14 protein-coding genes are annotated in these 18666 nt (G+C 74.7%); 5 read left to right on the forward strand and 9 right to left on the reverse strand.

The annotated features are described in order from the left end of the window. Positions 1 to 53: 53 nt before the first annotated feature. From ACWD4U_RS21470 to ACWD4U_RS21480, 3 genes are all read right to left on the reverse strand, one after another. Positions 54 to 4616: a hypothetical protein gene (locus ACWD4U_RS21470; protein WP_363459212.1), complete on the reverse strand. Its 4563-nt coding sequence runs from the start codon at positions 4614 to 4616 to the stop codon at positions 54 to 56. A 46-nt stretch (positions 4617 to 4662) separates the two neighbouring features. Beyond that, complete coding sequence (locus ACWD4U_RS21475) at positions 4663 to 5541, reverse strand: hypothetical protein (protein ID WP_363459213.1); 879 nt, start codon at positions 5539 to 5541, stop codon at positions 4663 to 4665. A gap of 292 nt (positions 5542 to 5833) precedes the next feature. Continuing rightward, positions 5834 to 7354: a hypothetical protein gene (locus ACWD4U_RS21480; protein ID WP_363459215.1), complete on the reverse strand. Its 1521-nt coding sequence runs from the start codon at positions 7352 to 7354 to the stop codon at positions 5834 to 5836. A 154-nt stretch (positions 7355 to 7508) separates the two neighbouring features. Between ACWD4U_RS21480 and ACWD4U_RS21485 the strand changes: the two genes are divergently transcribed. Then, on the forward strand, positions 7509 to 8105 hold the full coding sequence (locus ACWD4U_RS21485; protein ID WP_363459217.1) for a hypothetical protein: 597 nt from the start codon (positions 7509 to 7511) through the stop codon (positions 8103 to 8105). A gap of 38 nt (positions 8106 to 8143) precedes the next feature. Here the strand turns inward: ACWD4U_RS21485 and ACWD4U_RS21490 are convergent, their stop codons facing one another. The 3 genes from ACWD4U_RS21490 to ACWD4U_RS21500 all read right to left on the reverse strand — a co-directional run bounded on the left by ACWD4U_RS21490 (position 8144) and on the right by ACWD4U_RS21500 (position 11268). Beyond that, positions 8144 to 8587 (reverse strand): hypothetical protein, encoded by a 444-nt coding sequence (locus tag ACWD4U_RS21490; RefSeq protein WP_363459219.1) that lies wholly within the window; start codon positions 8585 to 8587, stop codon positions 8144 to 8146. 70 nt (positions 8588 to 8657) lie between these two features. Continuing rightward, positions 8658 to 9722, reverse strand: a complete 1065-nt coding sequence (locus ACWD4U_RS21495) for a DUF2804 domain-containing protein (protein ID WP_363459220.1) — start codon at positions 9720 to 9722, stop codon at positions 8658 to 8660. A 103-nt stretch (positions 9723 to 9825) separates the two neighbouring features. Continuing rightward, complete coding sequence (locus ACWD4U_RS21500) at positions 9826 to 11268, reverse strand: MFS transporter (RefSeq protein ID WP_363459222.1); 1443 nt, start codon at positions 11266 to 11268, stop codon at positions 9826 to 9828. Between the two features lie 106 nt (positions 11269 to 11374). Here ACWD4U_RS21500 and ACWD4U_RS21505 point away from each other — a divergent pair, with 106 nt between their 5' ends. From ACWD4U_RS21505 to ACWD4U_RS21515, 3 genes are all read left to right on the forward strand, one after another. Beyond that, positions 11375 to 11833: a MarR family winged helix-turn-helix transcriptional regulator gene (locus tag ACWD4U_RS21505; RefSeq protein WP_363459223.1), complete on the forward strand. Its 459-nt coding sequence runs from the start codon at positions 11375 to 11377 to the stop codon at positions 11831 to 11833. Between the two features lie 211 nt (positions 11834 to 12044). Further along, entirely contained in the window at positions 12045 to 12821 is a 777-nt protein-coding gene (locus ACWD4U_RS21510; protein WP_363459225.1) for a LamB/YcsF family protein, read from the forward strand. Positions 12822 to 13090: 269 nt separating this feature from the next. Next, a complete protein-coding gene (locus tag ACWD4U_RS21515; protein ID WP_363459227.1) occupies positions 13091 to 14119 on the forward strand; it encodes a DNA gyrase subunit B in 1029 nt (342 codons plus the stop codon). 7 nt (positions 14120 to 14126) lie between these two features. Here ACWD4U_RS21515 and ACWD4U_RS21520 read toward each other — a convergent pair whose 3' ends face one another. The 3 genes from ACWD4U_RS21520 to ACWD4U_RS21530 all read right to left on the reverse strand — a co-directional run bounded on the left by ACWD4U_RS21520 (position 14127) and on the right by ACWD4U_RS21530 (position 17648). Beyond that, on the reverse strand, positions 14127 to 14834 hold the full coding sequence (locus ACWD4U_RS21520; RefSeq protein WP_363459229.1) for a B3/B4 domain-containing protein: 708 nt from the start codon (positions 14832 to 14834) through the stop codon (positions 14127 to 14129). 121 nt (positions 14835 to 14955) lie between these two features. Then, positions 14956 to 15795, reverse strand: coding sequence for an EamA family transporter (locus tag ACWD4U_RS21525; protein ID WP_363459231.1), 840 nt, complete (start codon positions 15793 to 15795; stop codon positions 14956 to 14958). A gap of 137 nt (positions 15796 to 15932) precedes the next feature. Further along, positions 15933 to 17648: a glycerol-3-phosphate dehydrogenase/oxidase gene (locus tag ACWD4U_RS21530; RefSeq protein ID WP_363459233.1), complete on the reverse strand. Its 1716-nt coding sequence runs from the start codon at positions 17646 to 17648 to the stop codon at positions 15933 to 15935. A gap of 281 nt (positions 17649 to 17929) precedes the next feature. On the opposite strand from ACWD4U_RS21530, the gene ACWD4U_RS21535 reads away from it, so the two are divergent. Beyond that, complete coding sequence (locus tag ACWD4U_RS21535; RefSeq protein WP_363459235.1) at positions 17930 to 18508, forward strand: GNAT family N-acetyltransferase; 579 nt, start codon at positions 17930 to 17932, stop codon at positions 18506 to 18508. Positions 18509 to 18666 lie beyond the last annotated feature (158 nt).

Genomic DNA, 18666 nt, shown 5'->3' on the forward strand with positions numbered 1-18666 from the left:
CTCCGTCAGAGACGCCCTCGGGGGCGCTGGGGGAACCTCCCCTGGCGCCCCTATCAGGCTTCTTCGGGCTTGCGGAACATCCGGGTCGCGGTGATCTCGCCGTGGATGGTGGGGCCGTCCGGGTCCTGGGGGGTGGGGAGGCCGGGGCGGAGGTGCTCCTCGACGGAGATGTACTTGAGGCCGGCCCGCAGGTCGGCGTCGTTGCGCAGGCGGATGACCAGCGGGAACTCGGCGAGCGCGGTGGTGTCGAACAGGCCGGTGGTGTAGATGAGTTGGACGCCGAGCGCGTCGGCGACGGCGCGCTGGAGCTCCAGCAGGTAGGTGGCGTTGGCGCGGCCGATCGGGTTGTCGAGGAAGAGCGTGCCGGCGTGCCGGAGCTGGGACTGGCCGCGGTCGTTGGCGCGCAGCGCGGCCATCGTGCAGTAGAGGGCGATGGCGGCGGTGAGCAGCTGCCCGCCGGAGAACACGTCGGACATCTGGCCGACGCTCACCCGCTCCGCCCGCAGCACCGCGTCCGGCTTGAGGATCTCCACCGAGACGCCCTTGGGGCCGATCGCGGCGGCGACGCCGCGCAGCAGCAGTGACATGCCGTCACGGCGCAGGTCGGAGTTCTTCTTGACGGCGGCTCGGGTGGCCTCGTCGATGACCTCGCCGAGGCGTTCGACCAGGACGGCGTGGTCGGGGTCGTCGAAGCGGATCCGCAGGAACTCCTGGCCGGACCACTCGCCGAGGCCCTCGGGGAGCCGGGAGAGCCGCTGGGCGGCGCGCAGCGTGGCGAGGGCCGACTCGACCAGGCCGCGCAGCCGGTCGACGATCGAGCTGCGGTTGCGCTCCAGCTGGGCCAGCTCGTCGGTGAGGACGCGCAGCCGGGGGGCGAACGCGGCGGCCCAGGCGGCGGCGTGGTCGGGCAGGGCGGCGGCGGGCAGTTCGCGGATCTGCTGCCGGGCGGGGGTGCGGACGGCCTCGTAGCGGGCCGCGTTGGCGTGCCGGACCAGGGCGTCGGAGGCGTCCCGGACGGCGAGTTCGGCGCCGGTGAGTTCGGTGGCGGCGCCGCGCATGGCGCGCCGGGTGTCGGCGACGGCGGAGCGGGCCGCGGCCAGGCCGCCGAGGTAGGCGTCGGCGGCCTGGTCGTGCTCCTCGCCGGCGTCGCGGAGCGAGTCGCGCAGCTGCCCGGCGAGTTCCTCGAAGTCGGCGGCGGCGGCCTGCGCCTGCTCCAGCGCCCGCTGGAGTTCGGCGTGCTCGGTGCGGGCGTGGTCGACGCGTTCGCGCCGCTCGGCGAGCAGCGCGGTGGCGGTGCGCAGCAGGGCCTGGGCGTGCTCGGGGTCGGCGGGGAGCAGGTCCTCGGGGAGTTCGGTGTGGGCGTCGCCATTGACGGGGGCGGAGCGCTCGGCGTCACCACGCAGGCGGCCGACCTCCTCGGAGGCGGCGCCGGACCGGGCCTCGATCAGCGTGACGAGTTCCTCGGCGCGGGCGGCGGCGGCCTGCCGGGCGGGGCCGTCGGCGCCGTCGGGGCTGACCAGGAGTTCCTCGGCGCGGGCCTTGACCTTGTTGCTGAGCCGGTCCAACTCGGCTGCGGCGGCGGATTCGTCGCCTTCGGCGCGGGCCTGCTCGGCACGCAGGTCGGCGCCGACGCCGACCTTCTCGTACAGCTGGGCGGCGGCCCGGTAGGCCTCGCGCAGCGCGGGCAGCGAGGAGGCGGGGGCGTCCGCCGGGGTGTCCGCGAGGTCGGCGGCGTCGACGGCGGCGATCTCGGCGCGTTCTCCGCGCAGGGTGCGGCCGGTGCGGCGGGCGTCGTCGGCGGCGCGCTGGGCGGCGCGGCGGTCCTCGTCGCAGGTGCGGGCTCGTTCGGCGCAGACGGCCTGGCGGCGTTCGCACTCGGCCGCGTCGTCGGCGAGTTCGCGCTGCCGGCGGGTCCAGTTGGCGCGCTCGCGCAGCCGGAAGGCGAGGCCGGCCAGGGCGTCGGCGCGGCGGCGGGTGCGCTGGGCGGTCTCCCGGCACTCCTCGTGGCGGGCGGCGGCGGCGGCGTGTTCGGCCTCGGCCTCGGTGTGGTCGGCGCGCAGGGTGGCGAGTTCGGCGGCGGCGACCGCGGCGTGCTCGGCGGCCGCGGCGGCGGCTTCGGCGAGGTCGCCGAGGGTGCCGGGCGGGCTGCTCGCGTGCCAGGAGGCGAGCCGGGCGGCCAGCGCGCGGTCGCCGCCGAGGCGGGCGGCGAGTTCGCGGATGTGCTCCTCGCGGGCGGTGGCGCGGGCGCGCAGCTCGCGGCGCTCGTCGTCCGCGGCGATCTCGTTGTGCATGGCCGGGTTCGGCGGCACCAGGAAGAAGCCCGGCTCGCCCTCGATGGGGGCGATCAGCGCGGCGGAGGTGCCGACCGCCACGGTGGAGCGGGGCAGTAGCGCGGCCGCGGCGAGGGCCTCGCGGGCCCGGTCGAGCGAGGCGGGGTCGGTGACCACGACGCCGTCGACGAGTTCGGGCCGGGCCGCGAGGATGGCGTCGTGGTCGGCGGGGTCGACGGACTGGGCGAGGTAGCGCCAGCCGGGCAGCGCCGGGATGCCGTGCTCGCCGAGGTACTCGACGGTGGCGAGGACGTCCGGACCGGGCGGCAGCAGGCCGCCGTCGCCGAGCGCGGCGAGGATCCGGGAGTCGTCGGCGGCGGCGGTGCGCAGGTCGAACAGGGTGCGCTCGGCGGTCGCCACCGACTGGTCCAGCAGCTCGCGCAGGTCCTCGGCGCTGGCGTCGAGTTGACGGGGCGTCAGGAATCCCTCGGTCTCCTCGCCGCCGTCCTGGTACGGGCTCAGCGCGAGGAGTTCGGCGAGCCGGTCCTCGGCGGCGAGCTGCGCGGCGGTGCGGTGTTCGGCGGCCAGCGCGCGCTCGGCGGCGGCGCGGGCGTCGGTGGCGCGGGCGGCGGCGAGTTCGGCGCGGGCCTCGGCGGCACCGGCCTCGCGGACCCGGACGGCGGTCTGCTCGGCGGCGGTGCGGGCCTGCTCCAGCTCCTCGGTGGCGGCGCGTTCGGCGTCGGCGGCGTGCAGCGCGGCGCGGGCCGGGTCGGGTTCGGCGCCGGAGTCGTCGATCCAGCCGGCCTCGACCGCGGCGGCGGTCTCCTGCTCGACCTCGGCGAGCCGCTGGCGCAGGTGCTCGGCCTCGGAGCGGGCCTTCTGCGCGGCGGTGGCGGCGGCGGTCGCCTCGGCCTGCGCGGCGGCCCCGTCCTCCTGCAACTCCCCTGCGCGCAGCTCCTCCTGGTCGGCGCGGGCCTCGGCGGACGCGGCGGCGGCCTCCAGCGCGCGGGCCAGCGCCCCGGCGGCCTGGGCGCGGGCGGCGAGCGCGGGCGCGGCGTCGAGTTCGGCTTCCCGGATGGCGGCGGCGACCCGGGCCGCGCGGTCGGCGGCGGCCCGGTGCCGCAGCACCGCCTCGGCGGCCTGCCAGGCGGCGAACTGGGCGCGGGCGTCGGTGAGTTCGCGGCGCAGCCGGGCTGCGTCGGCGGTCGCCGCCTCCAGCCCGAGGGTGGCGTGCCGGTAGCTGAGCTCGGAGACGATCAGGGAGTGCCGGGTGCGGTCGGTCTCGGCGGCGGTGACGGCGCCCGCCGCGGCGGCCACCTCGACGGCCAGGTCGTGCGCCCGGTCGCGTTCGACGGTGGAGCGGGCGCTGAGCGACCAGGCGAGCTTGCGGGTGCGGCGTTCGGCGGCGCGGTGGCCCTCGCGGACGGTCTCCCGGGCGGCGGTGGCGTCGACGATCCGCTGCAGCAGGTCGACCGAGCCGGCGGTGAAGTCCCGTTCGGCGGTGAGTTCGGCGCGCCGGCCGAGCTTGGCGGCGAAGCCGTGCACCAGGTCGGCGAGACCGTCGGTGTCCCGGGTGTCGGTGACGGCGCGCAGCAGCAGGTCGGTGAAGTCGGCGTCGTTGCGGACCGCGAACAGGCCCGCCGCCTCGCCCTCGTCCGCGTTCATCTCCCGCTGGTAGCGGAAGAGTTCGGGGTCGAGGCCGAGAGCGCCGAGGTGCTCGTTCCAGCGGTCGTGGATCTCCTCGAAGGTGACGTCGAGGTACGGGTACGCCTTGGCGGCCTCGGTGAGCGAGTCGCGGAAGCCCTTCATGGTGCGGCGCCGGCCGCGGGCCTGCTGGTCACCGGCCAGGCTGATCCGTTCGGCGACCGGCAGCGAGTCCAGGGTGAGGCCGGGGCCGGGCCGGAAGGAGTACCAGAGCTCGGCGAACTTCCGCGGGTCGGACGAGACCTGGCGGCCGCGCCACTCGCTGACCTTGCCGACCACGATCAGCTCGCCGGTGACGGTGTGCTGCCACTCCAGGGCGACGTGCCCGCAGTCGTCGGCGAGCAGGAACTTGCGCAGCACGCCGGACGAGGCGCCGCCCAGGGTGTTGCGGTGGCCGGGCAGCATCACCGAGAAGATCAGCTTCAGCAGCACCGACTTGCCGCCGCCGTTCTCCAGGAACAGCACGCCGGCCGGCGCGGGCCGCCGCTGCGGGCCCTCCGGCTCCTCGCCGAACAGCCCGATCTGCTGGGGCTGCGGCTGCGCCACCGGCTCGCCGACCCCGCGCAGGTCGAGCACCGTGTCGGCGTAGCGGGCGCCCGCCGGCCCGATCGAGTACAGGCGGACCCGGTTCAGCTCGTACATGTGCGGCGGTTCTCCTGGAGCGGTCTCAGCTGGGGTGACAGGGGGGTCAGAGCGCGTGGAACGGGAGGCCGGCGTCGGCCACCAGCTCCTCGCTCTCGTCGGGCGGCAGCAGCGAGGCGCTGCCGTCGCTGACCGGGACGACGCCCAGGTCCAGCAGCTCCGCCATCGCGGCGCCGCCCGCCAGGTCGCGGACCTGCAACTGGTAACGGGCGGTGGTGCGGTAGGTGCCGCCGGCGTCGTCGGAGGTCTTCTGCAGGAACCCGGACTCCACCAGGAAGGACACCGCCTTGGAGACTATGCCGGTGGTGGAGCCGGCCAGCCGGCGCGCGTCCTTGGTCGCGCCGGTCGCCGAGCGGCGCGACCACACCCGCCAGGCGGCCTCCAGCCCGGGCGCGTCGCTGGCCGGGTCGGTGTTGCTGCCCTGCTCCTCGGCCCGCTCCTCCAGCCGCCGGCAGGCCTGCCGGACGAACGCGTCGACGCCGTTGACGGTGACCCGGCCGAGGTAGCCGTCGTCGGCGAGGTCCTCCGGGCGGGGGAAGGCCAGCGCGGCCACCGCGAGGTGGGCCAGGCCGTGCAGGAAGCGGTCCGCGGACTCGGAGGCGGCGCGCCGCGAGTAGTCGCCCATCCGGACGGCGAACAGCGAGTCCTCGGCGGCCGCGACGGCCATGCCGGCCCGCGGCGACACCTCCAGCACCACCAGGCCCATGCCGGTGGCCACCGCGTCCGCGAGCCGCCCGAACGACGGGTCCTCCCGGTAGCGGCGGACCAGCTCCGCGTACTCCGCGTCCCGGGCCGGCAGCAGCTTCGCCTGCAGCCCGAAGGAGACCAGCCGGGCGGCCTCGGCGACGTCCGCCGGGCTGAGCGCCGCCGACGCGGCGGGCGACTCGGTCTCCTGCGGCGCCCACGCCTCGCTGCTGGTGGTCATGACGGGGCTCCTTCGGTGCGGGTGGTACGAGGGGTGCCTGCGGCACGGGAGGTACGGGCGGCTCGGACACCGGACGTGGGGGTACGGAGGCGGCCGGGCGGGTGAGGGGTCGTCGCGGTGCGACGGGGTGACGGGGCGTCAGGGCGGGTGCGCCGAAGGCGGTGGGGCGACGGGGCCTCAGGGCAGGTGCGCCGGCGGTGGCGGGCTGACGTGGCCTCAGGGCAGGTGCGCCGGCGGTGGCGGGCTGACGTGACATCAGGGCGGGTGCGCCGGAGGCGGTGGCGGTGGCGGGTCACACCGCGTCCTTGCGGTCGGCGGCCATGCCGGCGGCGTCCAGCTGGGCGCTGCCGACGATCAGGTCGGCGCCGCCGAAGCCCGGGTCGTCGAGGCGGGTGCCGTCGTCGACCGCGAAGAGCAGGCGCTGCTCGCCCTGGCGGTAGGCGGTGCCGACCGGGGGGCTGGCCGCGTGGACGGCCAGCAGGGCGACCAGGTAGGCGAGTTCCTCGCCGTCCTCGCCCTGGTCGGCGCCCCGCTTGCGGGCGTCGGCGAGCAGGCCGGAGAGCCGGCGGGGGGCGTCGGCGGGCAGGTCGAGCAGGTCGAGGGCGCTCTCCAGCTGGGCCTCGGAGAAGCGGCTGTCGTCAGGGGTGGCGACCAGGTCGGGCTCGGGCAGTTCGGCGCCCAGGTGCTCGCGCTCCACCGGCGGCGTGAGCAGCAGGTCGACCAGGTCGGCGACCCGGACGGACACCGGGGTGCGCAGTCCGGTGCCGCGGGCGAAGAACGCGTCGGTGGGCCGGGTCGCGTCGGCGAGCGGCAGGGTGAGGACCGGGGCGAGGAGTTGACCGTAGAGGTCGATGCCGGTGCGCGCGGTGGGTGCGGAAAACGCTTGCCGGTCCTGCTCGGCGCGGAACAGCGGACCGGCCTCCAGCAGCCTGGTCTGCAGCTGCGTGTGCCGGCGGATGCAGTCCTTGACGATGTCGACCAGTTCGGCGGCGCGCCGCTTGTGCTCGGCGTCCACGCTCTCGTCGCGGGCCTTGCGGATGTTGGTGAGGATCGCGTTCTCGTGCCGGTAGCGGTCGGCGATGTGGTCGAGCGCCTCGTCGATCAGGTCCGGGACGGTCTCCATCCAGTCCACCGCGCGGACGTTGCGGCGGGTCGCCTCCAGCGCGCGGCGCAGCGTCTCGGCGTACTGGACGGTGCGGTACCGGGCCTGCTCGGCGGCGAGTTGGGCGTCGGCGAGGCGGCCGCGGCGGATCAGCACCTCGAGCTTGACCTCCGCCGCGATCTGCGCCGAGGTGACGTCGGTGTCGAGGGCGCCGACCAGGACGTTGACCGCCTCGTCGGTGGTGCGCAGGTAGACCCCGCCGTCCTGGCCGGGGACCTCCTCGATCAGCTTGAAGTCGTAGTCGCGGCGGGTGTACTCGCCGTCCGGCCCGAAGGTGCCGTAGACGGCGCGGAAGCCGCGGTCCACGCTGCCGACGTTGATCAGCGACTCCAGCACCCAGCGGGCCACCCGCTCGTGCTCCGCGCCCGTCCGCCGCGGGTTCTGGGCGGCGATCCGGGGCAGCAGCCGGCCCAGCACTATGTCGCGGTCGGCCCCCGTGTCGAAGTCCATGTTGAGCGTGACCAGGTCGATCGCGGCCAGACCGATCTCCGCCATCGTGTACGAGGCGTACTCACCGGCCAGGTTGACCTTCCGGCTGTCCAGGTCGTGCAGCGGAGCGGTGCAGGCCAGCGCCTTGAGCCGACGGGCTAGTCCCTCGTCGGCGGCCGGGCCGGGGGCGGGCCGGGTGGGCTGGTCTGCGATGGCGGTCACGGTGGACAAGATTAGAGGTTTCCGCGGACAGGTCCGAAACGCCCCCTTTCGGGGGAGCTGTCCAGCGCTATTGAACGTGTTCAAATTCAGGTCTAGAGTCCTTGCGTGACACCGAGTGCCATTCCGGCACCGGCATCGAGGGGGGAGTTCCACCTTGTCCCGCACTGCCGCCGTCCTGACCGGTCCCACGGACGCCGCCGCCACCGCGCCCGTCACCGAGACCGCCCTGACCCGCCGCCGCATCCGCCGCTGGCTCTGGCTCTTCATCGCCTGCCTGGTACTGGCCGGACTGACCGCCTTCCCGCTCCGGACCGAGACCGGCCTGCTCCGCTCCCTCACCCACCACCTCGGCCTGGCCGAGGCGCTCCCCGCCCTCGGCTCCTGGGTCGACCGGGTCCAGGCCGGCGTCGCCGACGGCTACGGCCGCCACCCCTTCCTCGCCTACGGCACCGACTGGCTGGCCTTCGCCCACCTGGTGATCGCGCTCGCGTTCTGGGGCCCGCTCAAGGACCCGGTCCGCAACGTCTGGGTGATCCGCTGGGCGATGATCGCCTGCGGCGCGGTCATCCCGCTCGCCCTGGTCTGCGGACCGCTCCGCGGCATCCCGCTCTTCTGGCAATTCATCGACATGTCGTTCGGCGTCCTGGGTGTCATCCCGCTCCTGGTGGTCCACCGCCTGATCCGCCGCCTCGAATGGCAGCAGGCCCTCACCGCCCACCACGACTTCGCCCGGGTCGTCCCCTCCTCCTGACCACCGGGGCACGGGGCCGGACCGTCCCGGGAAGCCGGTCACGCCACGTCGACGGCGGTCAGGCGCAGGTCGCCCTCCCAGGCGTCGCATCGGACGGTGCCGGTGGCGAAGGTGAGTTCGAGAGCGATGCGGCCGGTCCACGGGTCGTGTTCCGCCCGGGCGGCCAGGACGGGTCGGCCCAGGTGCGGGGTGAACGGGGTCTCGACGGGTGCGGGCCGGACGTCCAGACGGCCCCACTCACCCAGGTCCACGTCCTGGTGGGGCTGCTCGTCCCTGACGATCAGACACCAGTCACTGCCGGTCGCGACGAAGGTGCACCCACCGCGGTCGTCGCGCAGCCAGACCACCACGGGGTCGGCCGCGCGCTCGCCCTCGTAGCTGTACCAGGACGCCACCACGCCCGTCAGTCGACGGCCGACCAGCACGGCGGGGTCCAGGCCCGGGCCGTGCAGCGGACAGGAGTGCGGGGCAGCGGGGTTCACGGGACGGACGGTAGCCCGGCGGCCGGTCGGTCCACCAACGAACGGGCCCCGCACCGGCCGACGGAGGCGGCTACCACTGCATCCGGACGTCCTCCGCCCACCCCAGCAGGCCGTCGACGGCGACGGTCGCGCCGTCGTCGGGGCGGATGGTGCCGCGGTAGTGGCCGAAGCACTGGTCGGTGCGGTTGGCGATCAGGCCGGCTTCGGTGCGGGTGTGGCGGTGGTGGAAGGGGGTGAAGGTGAGGTCGACCTGGTCGGAGTCGGGGGTGCGGATCCGCCAGGGGGAGAGAGGGGCGGCCAGGTCGTACTGCCAGGTGAGTTCGGTGCCGAGCTTGCTGAGGCGGCCGTCGACGCAGAGGGCGTTCTCGGTGGCCCCGGTGCCGACGGTCCACCGGCCGCCGAACTGGAGGCCGACCGTGCGGCCGTCGGTGCGGCCGGAGGCGGCGCCCCAGTTCCAGGAGACCGCGCGGGGCCAGCGGCCGCGGCCGTGGTCGAGGACGCCCCACGCGTCGGCGTCGAAGGCGTACCTGCGGTCGCCGAGGCGGACGGTGCCGGTGGCGGGGCGCGCGGTGTGCTTGGAGGTGTACTGGAAGCGGCGCTCGTCCCAGGGCACGACCACGCTCAGCGTCTCGTGGCCGGCGGGGAGCGCGACCAGCAGGTCGACCTCCAGCGGACGCCGGTCGGCGGTCAGCGCACGGGCCCGCAGCCGTGTGCCGCCGGGTTCCTGACGGATCGACACCCGCACCCGACGGCGGCTCGGACGCTCCGGCCCCACGACGAGGTCACCGCCGTACGGGCCCCCGGAGCCGGCGATGCCCTCCGGCAGGGCGGTGGCGCCGAACGGCAGCCCCGGGGCGAGGGCGGTGCGTTCGTGGTCCTCGTGGACGCCGCGCTCGTCCCAGGCCAGGAAGTAGACGGTGTCCAGGGTGAGGAAGTCCAGGTCGCTGACGGTGAGCGCGATCAGGTGGGTGGGCGTGGTGACGCACCAGTACTCCCACCGCTTGGTGCGTCCCCAACCGCGCAGGTTGCCGCGGTGCAGTGGGGTGCGCGACCAGCCGACCGCCGCCGGGTCGAGCCGCCCGTCCGGTCGGCACAGCTCGACGGGTGCGGTGATCTCACGCTCACGGGTCGCCATCCGCGCACCCTACTGCCGTGACCGGCGCACCAGCCATGGTGCGCAGCGGACCGAGCCGCCCGCGCCTGCCGAGGGAACGGACGACTCGTCAGCGCACCGGCGGCTACTTGGCGGCGGCGACCGCGTCCGGGGTGCCGTCCGCGGGGGCGGCCTGGCCGGGGACGACGGCGCGGCGGATGCCGGGGATGGCGAGAGTGACCAGGGCGGCGGCCACGGCCGCGCCGGCGCCGATCAGGAAGGCGGTGCGGAAACCGGTTTCCGACGGCAGCGTGTGGGTGCCGAACCTGGTGGTCATGTGGGCCAGCACGACGCCGATGACCGCGGAGGAGCTGGAGGTGCCGATGGAACGCATCAGCGCGTTCAGGCCGTTGGCGGCGGCGGTCTCGGAGGCCGGCACCGCGCCCATGATCAGGGCGGGCATGGCGGCGTAGGCGAAGGCGATGCCGCCGCTGATCACGCAGGAGAAGACCAGCACGCCCCAGGCGTGGCCCATCAGGGCGAGCGCCGAGAGGTAGCCGGCGGTGATCACCACGGCGCCGACCAGCAGCGAGACCTTGGGGCCACGGGCCGCGGAGAGCTTGGCGGAGAACGGCGACAGCAGCATCATCACCAGGCCGGCGGGGGCCATCCAGAGGCCGGCGGCGACCATCGACTGGCCGAGGCCGTAGCCGGTGGCGGTCGGCATTTGCAGCAGCTGCGGGGAGACCAGGCTCATCGCGTACATCGCGAAGCCGATCACCACGGAGGCCAGGTTGGTCATCAGCACCTGGCGGCGGGCGGTGGTGCGCAGGTCGACCAACGGCTGCTCGGTGCGCAGCTCCCACCAGCCCCAGACCGGCAGCACCACGGCGGCCGCGGCGAACATGCCGAGGGTGGAGCCGGACGCCCAGCCCCAGTCGCCGCCCTTGGAGACGGCGAGCAGCAGCGCGACCAGGCCGATGGTGAGCGCGACGGTGCCGACCAGGTCGAAGCGGCCGCCGGAGCGGACCGGGGACTCCGGGACCAGCAGCACCACGGCGGCGGCGACCACCAGGCCGAGTGCGGCGGAGATCCAGAACAGCGCGTGCCAGCTGGCGTGTTGGGCGATCACGGCGGACAGCGGCAGGCCGAAGGCGCCGCCGATGCCGAGCGAGGAGCTCATTAGCGCCATCGAGGAGCCGAGCTTCTGTGGCGGCAGTTCGTCGCGCATGATGCTGATGCCGAGCGGGATGACGCCGGCGCCGACGCCCTGCAGCGCGCGGCCGATCACCATCGGGGCGAGCGAGTTGCTGAAGCCGCAGACCAGCGAGCCCACGACGAGCAGGGCGAGGCTGATCAGCAGCACCCGGCGCTTGCCGTACATGTCGCCGAGCCGGCCGAGCACCGGGGTGGCGACCGCGCCGGCCAGGAGCGTCGCAGTGATCGCCCAGGAGGCGTTGGCGGCGTCGGTGTGCAGCAGGTTCGGCAGGTCGGGGATCAGCGGGACCACCAGGGTCTGCATCAGCGAGACCACGATTCCCGCCCCGGCGAGCACTCCGACGACGGGGCCGGTGCGTGCCTGACTCATGGGGTCTTCCCATTCTCTAGATATGCATGATGCACATAATGTGTACCATACATATCGACCCCTCGCGGGATATGCTGCCGAAAATCCACGCACCGGACGGAGGAGTATGCGCCCCGACAAGGAACTGGCCCTGATCGAGCGGGAGATGATGCTGCTCAACCGCCACCAGGTGCTCGCCACCGCCCGTACCGCCGCCCCGGACAGCCTGGAGCGCAGCGCCTACACCCTGCTCAGCCGGATCGAGACCGAGGGCCCGCTGACCATCGGCCAACTCGCCGAGGCGTTCGGCCTGGACACCTCCACCGTCAACCGGCAGACCGCCGCGATGCTGCGCGCCGGACTGGTCGACCGGATCCCCGACCCGGACGGCGGGCTGGCCCGCAAGCTGCAGATCACCGAGGAGGGCCTGCGCCGGCTGCACCAGGACCGGGAGTGGTCCATCGAGGGCCTGGCCAGGGTGGTCGCGGACTGGACGCCCGCCGAACTCGCCTCCTTCGCCGAGGTGCTGGAGCGCTTCAACCGCGACATCGAACACCTCCAGGGCCGCCCCTGGCCGCGGGTCTGACCACCCGTCACGCACTGAACCGCCGTCAATTCCCGCCCCCCGCCGCTCCCCCGCAGGCGACTGCGCCGAGCGGGTGGCAGCGGCCGCGACCGGCCGGGTAAAACCTGGCAGCGGGCCGCCCCGCGCCGCACCCGCCGAAACGATCAGGCCCTACGATCACCCCCAGGAGCGGCGCCCAGGCAAGCCGGGCGAGTCGGAAGGCGGACCAGGCGTGGCCGAAGCGGTGATCGATCTCAATGCGGACCTCGGCGAGGGCTTCGGACGCTGGAGCCTGACCGACGACGAGGCACTGCTGTCCGTGGTCACCAGCGCCAACGTCGCCTGCGGCTTCCACGCCGGCGACCCGTCCACCATGCGTCGGGTGTGCTCGCTGGCCGCCGAGCGCGGCGTGCGGATCGGCGCCCAGGTCTCCTACCGCGACCTCGCCGGGTTCGGCCGCCGCGCCATGGACGTCCCGCCGGAGGAACTCGCCGACGAGATCGCCTACCAGATCGGCGCGCTCCAGGTCTTCGCCCGCGCCGCCGGGTCCCGGGTCTCCTACGTCAAGCCGCACGGCGCGCTCTACAACCGTGTGGTGACCGACAACGAGCAGGCCGAGGCGGTGGTCTCCGGGGTGCTGCGGGCCGGCGCGGTCTGCGACGGCCCGCTCCCGCTGCTCGGCCTGCCCGGCTCCCGGCTCCTCGCGGTCGCCGAGGGCGTCGGACTGCCCGTCGTCACCGAGGCGTTCGCCGACCGCGCCTACACCTGGACCGGCACCCTGGTCCCCCGCCGCGAGCCGGACGCCGTCCTGCACGACCCCGAGGCGGTGATCGCCCGCGCGGTCGGCATCGCCCGCGACGCCACCGTGACCGCGATCGGCGGCGAGCGCATCACCGTCCAGGCCCGCTCGCTCTGTGTCCACGGCGACACCCCCGGCGCCGCCCAACTCGCCTGGCGCGTACGCGGGGCACTCGCCTCGGCGGGCGTCCGTGTCGAGGCCTTCACCTGACGGTCGCCCAGCGCCGGGAATTCGTGGCGGAGTTCGTCGGGAAATTCGTGGAGAAAGTTGCTCCGCGCAGCCCCGGAGACGGCGCTTGCGCGGCCCCGACGGGGGCGTGGCGGCTGCCCGGGGCGGGCCCGGGACCGCGGCGGCGGACCCCCTCCGAAGTGGCCCGCCAGAGCGCGCCCAGGGCTTCGCTACACCACCTCTGACCTGGCGTTTTCCTCGATTTCGCCTAGGGCGGGGAGCTCAGCCGGACTCCTGTGGAGGGGACACGCGTGAGCGAGTACGACGCCAGTCGGATCGTGGTGCTGGAGGGCCTGGACGCGGTGCGGAAGCGCCCGGGGATGTACATCGGATCGACCACCGAACGGGGCCTGCACAACCTGGTGGTCGAGGTGGTCGAGCGGGCGGTCGACGCGGTGCTCGACGGGCGGGCCCGGGCGGTCGAGGTGACGCTGCTGCCGGACGGCGGCTTCCAGGTCGACCACGACGGGGACGCCGATGAAGGGACGGACCTGGAAGTCGAGTTGACCGTGCTGCAGGGCGGCTCGAGGGCCGAGCACCGCACCAGGCTCGCCGCTCTCCACGGAGTGGGCCTGGCCGTCGTGAACGCGCTCTCCAGCCGCCTGATCGCAGTGGAGCGGCGGGACGGCCGCTGCCGGCGGCGGGAGTACGTGCGCGGCGTCCCGGTCGGCCCGCACACCGACGAGGGGGCCGCGGACGGCTCCGGCACGAGCCTCACCTGCTGGCCGGACGCCGCCGTCTTCGAAACGGTGGAGGTCTCGTACCCGAGGCTGGTGGAGCGCCTGCGCGAACTGGCCTTCCTCTACCCCGGCCTGGACCTCACCCTGACCGACCGCCGCTCGGCCGAGGCGCGCAACGAGCGGCTGCACTTCCCGGGCGGGGTACGGGACTTCGTCGCCCAGCTGGGTGGCCGCTCCGCAGAGATCGTCGCCGTCGAGCGGGAGGACTCCCGGATGGCGGGCCGCCTGGAGGTCGCGTTCGGCTGGTCCGGGGCACCGGAGGAGCGGATCCGAACCTTCGTCAACGGCCGCCCCACGGACGAGGGTTCACACCTGGAGGGCTTCCGGGACGGGTTGGCCACCGGGCTGGCCACCGTCTCGGACTCGGCCGTTGCCGAGCGGGCGGGCCTCACCGCGGTGGTGTCGGTGAAGCTGGACCGCCCCGAGTTCGAGGGCTGCACGCGCCGCCGTCTCGGTAACGCCGCGGTCCGCGAGTGCGTCGCCGAGGCCGTCGAGGAGCGGCTTCGCGGGTGGCAGGCGGAACGCGTGGACCGTGGCTGACCTGTAGTCAGAGCACGGCCTCCCGCTCCCCCGCCCCGAGGTGGCGCACCGTCACCCGCGCGCAGTGCGGGGCGAGCAGGGCGCGGAGTTCCTCGGCCGCCGCGTCGAGGTGGTGGCCGTCGCGGGTGGCGTGCAGGGTCTCCAGCACGAAGACCACCCGGGTGGAGTGCTCGGTGACCCGGGTGCGGTGGGCGTCGCGATGGTTCCAGTGCCGGGTCAGGACGCCGTCCGCGTCGGCGTAGACGACCTCGCCGGGCTTGGGCCGCTCGACGGCGTCCGGCTCCCCGAGCGGGGTGAACTCCTCGCTCCCGTCGGCGTACCGGATCACCACGTCCCCCTCGACGGCGTCGAGGTCGAAAGCGCCGGCGGGCAGCCCGTGGCGGACGGAGACCGCGTTGTACGAGTCCACGGCGGGGTTGATCCGGGGCAGCGCGCCCTGCTTGGCGAGGCGGCGGCCGAGCGCGTCCACACTCGGGCGGATCCGGCGGGGGTTGGTGCCGAAGCCTCGGTAGGCGGCGTGCCACGCGTCGATCCGCGGGTCGCTCTCGTCGGCGGGCCGCCACGAGCCCTCGGCGAGCTGACGCTCCAACAGGTCGAGCGCGGCGGCGGTCCGCGGCCAGGGTTCGGTGCCACGGATGCCTTCGGCGACGACCAGGGCGATCAGGGTGTTCGGGAAGGCGTCGGCGACGGCGGCGTCGAGGCGGAGGAGGGGCATGGCGGGCGGGGCTCCGTTCAGTGCGGGCTCGGCCGGGCGGGGTCGGCAGGGCGCGGCGGGGGCGGGGTCGGGTCGGCAGGTGGAGGAGGCCGGACGGGTGCGGGAGGCCGGACGGGTGGGGTCAGGCCAGGGCGAGCAGGCTGACCGCGACGGCGGCGGCGCCGAGGCCGGCGAGTTGGCCGCGGTGGATCCGTTCGGCCAGGACGGCGCGGGCCAGCAGCACGGTGCCGGCCGGGTAGAGCGCGGTGATCACGGCGACCACGGTGAGGTCGCCGCTGTGTGCGGCGAGCAGGAAGAGCACGCTGGCGGCGGAGTCCAGCACCCCGGCCGCGACGGACAACGCGTACGCGGGGCGCTCGGGTCCGAGGCGACGGCGCAGCAGCACGGCGGCGACGACGGTGACCGCGGAGGTGACGGTCCGTCCGACGATCAGCGGGGCGATGCCGCTGCCCGTCGGGGCCTGGTGCAGGCAGACCAGTTGCACGGCGATGGCGGCGCCCGCACCGAATGCCAGCAGCAGCGCGGTACGGGTGACCCGGGCCCGGCCGTCGCCGGCGCCGCCCGCGCTCACCAGCACCACCGCGAGCAGCGCCAGCGGCAGGCCCAACAGACCGGCGGCGCCCAGGTGTTCGCCCTGCAGCAGCCCGACGGTGACCGGCAGCACGGCGGAGACCAGGGCGGTCACCGGGGAGAGCACGTTCATCGGCCCGATCGCCAGCGTCCGGTACAGCAGCGCGAACGCCCCCGCCGAGGCCAGCCCGGAAGCCGCACCCCAGCCGACCGCCCCCGCACCGAACGAGGCGCCGAGCAACGGCCAGACGGCGAGCTCCACCGCGAGGCTGGCCGGCGCGGCGACCAGCACCGTACGCAGCACGTGGGCCCGACGGGAGCCTAGACCGCCGAGGAAGTCGGCGCAGCCGTACGCGAGCGAGCTGCCTAGCGCCAGCAGCAGAGCGATCATGAGAGCTTCCCGAGGGTCGAGCGGACGACCGGAACGGTACATCAGGATGTACCGCACAGACCAACAGAATGCTCGACGGATGTGTTCCCGACCCGGATGTGTTCCCGACCCGGATGTGTTCCCGGCACCGGTGGGGGTCAGTGCAGGGGGACGATGTCCGGGGCGCCGAGCCTTGCGGCGTCGGCGGTGGCGTCGTCGGGCTGGCGTTGGGCCTCGAGTTCGGCTTCGACGCGCTTGCGGTAGTGCTCGATCTCGTGGGCGATCTGCTCGTCGTCCCAGCCGAGCGGGGTGGCCATCAGGCGGGCGACGGGGTCGGCGGCGGCGAGGCCGCGGTCCCAGGACTCGATGGAGGCGCGGGTGCGCCGGGTGAGCACGTCGTCGAGGTGGCGGGCGCCCTCGTGGGTGACGGCGTAGACGGCTTCGGCGAGCAGGTAGTCGTCGGAGCCGGGCAGCGGTTCGGCGAGCGCGGGGTCGGCGGCGACCAGGTCGAGCACCTCGCCGATCAGCGAGCCGTAGCGCTGCAGGAAGTGCTCGATCCGGGCGACGTGCAGTCCGGACTCGGCGGCCAGCGACTCGCGGCGGTTCCACAGCGCCCGGTAGCCCTCGGCGCCGAGCAGCGGGATGTCGTGGGTGACGGACGGTCCGGGGCGGTGGCCGTCGCGGACCCGGACCGCCTCGTCGACCGCGTCCTTGGCCATCACCCGGTAGGTGGTGTACTTGCCGCCGGCGATCACCACCAGGCCGGGGACGGGGTGGCCGACGAGGTGCTCCCGGGAGAGCTTGCTGGTGTCGGCGGCGTCCCCGGCGAGCAGCGGGCGCAGGCCGGCGTAGACGCCCTCGACGTCGTCCCGGGAGAGGGGGGTGGCGAGCACCGCGTTGACGTGGTCGAGCAGGTAGTCGATGTCGCGGGAGCTGACCGCCGGGTGGTTCTTGTCCAGGTCCCAGGCGGTGTCGGTGGTGCCGATCAGCCAGTGCCGGCCCCACGGGATGACGAACAGCACCGACTTCTCGGTGCGCAGGATCAGCCCGGAGCGGGCGTTCACCCGGTCCCGCGGCACCAGGATGTGCACGCCCTTGGACGCCCGGACGTGGAACTGGCCGCGGGTGCCGGCCAGCGCCTGGGTGTCGTCGGTCCACACCCCGGTGGCGTTGATCACCTGCTTGGCGTGCACCCGGTACTCGCGGCCGCTCTCCAGGTCCACCACCAGCGCCCCGGTGACCCGCTCGCCCTGCCGCAGGAACCCGGCGACCTTGGCCCGGTTGGCGACCTGCGCCCCGTACGCGGCAGCGGTGCGCACCACGGTGAGGGTGTGCCGGGCGTCGTCCACCTGCGCGTCGTAGTACTTCACCGCGCCGACCAGCGCGTCCCGGCGCAGCGCCGGAACCTCGTGCAGAGCCTGACGGCGGGTCAGGTGGCGGTGGAGCGGCAGGCCGCGGGAGGTGCCGGAGGTGAGGCCCATGGTGTCGTACAGCAGCACGCCCGCGCCCACGTACGGGCGCTCGACGAAGCGGCGGGTCAGCGGGTAGAGGAACGGGACGGGGCGGACCAGGTGCGGAGCGAGCCGTTGGATCAGCAGGCCGCGTTCCTGCAGGGCCTCCCGGACCAGCCGGAAGTCCAGCATCTCCAGGTAGCGCAGGCCGCCGTGGATCAGCTTGCTGGAGCGGCTGGAGGTGCCGCTCGCCCAGTCCCGGCTCTCCACCAGACCCACCGTCAGGCCGCGGGTCACCGCGTCCAGCGCGCAACCCGCGCCGACCACGCCGCCGCCGACCACCAGCACGTCCAGCTCCCGCCCGGAGCCGAGCGCGTCGAGCGCGTCCTGACGGGCCTGCGGGGAGAGGGCGACTGGCTGCACGGCGGCGCTCCGGTGGTGAGGGTGTATCGCGGCGGCTGCTGCCAGTCGATGGCGGCGACGGATGATCGGCAACCGCTGGCGGAGTGTCAACCGCCGTACGGGCGGCCGCAGCCGGCCCCGGAGCCGCCCGGACGGGTGCGGAGACCGTCTGCCGGGTGCGTGCGGAAACCGCTTGCCGCACAGGTACGGAAAACCGCTTGCCCGATGGCTGCGGAAACCGCTTGCCACGCGCATGCGGAAACCGTTTGCCGGACGCGTGCGCGGGGTGTTCTGCTCGATCCATGGACGACTTCTCCCCCGGCCTCCGGCTGTGCACCGAGCGCCTGGTTCTGCGCCGCTTCACCCCCGCCGACCTGCCCGCCGTCACCGCGCTGTGCGGCGATCCGGCGGTGATGCGGTACCTGGAGGACGGCCGTCCCATGCCCGCGGACCAGGTCGCCGCGCAGGTCCTGCCCGCCGTCCTGCGCGAGTACGGGGAGCTGCCGGCCGGGCTGGGTTGTTGGGCGGCCGAGCACGACGGGCGGTTCCTCGGCTGGCTGGCCCTGCGCCCGGCGCACTCGCTCGGCCTGGACACCGGCCCGAACGGTGGGCTGGAACTCGGCTACCGGCTGCTGCCCGCCGCCTGGGGCCACGGCTACGCCACCGAGGGCGCCCGCGCGCTGGTCGCCGCCGCCTTCGACGAGCTGGCCGCCGAGCAGGTGGTCGCCACCACCATGGCGGTGAACACCTCCTCCCGCCGGGTGCTGGAACGCGCCGGGCTGCGCCACGTCGACACCTTCTTCGCCGACTGGCCGGACCCGATCCCCGGCACCGAGCACGGCGACGTGGTGTACCGCCTGACCCGCGCCGAGCGGGCCTAGCAAGGGCGTGTCTCGTCGGACCGCTTCGGACCGGCGGGCGCCTCGCCAGCGCCATGGCGGCCGGGGCCGGGGCCGGGGCAACTGACGAGACGCGTTCGAGGAGCGTGCCCCGGCGCCGACCGCCCGGCACCATCCGAAGCACCCGCCCCGGCCGCCTG

It is taken from the genome of Kitasatospora sp. NPDC002522 (genome assembly GCF_053595195.1).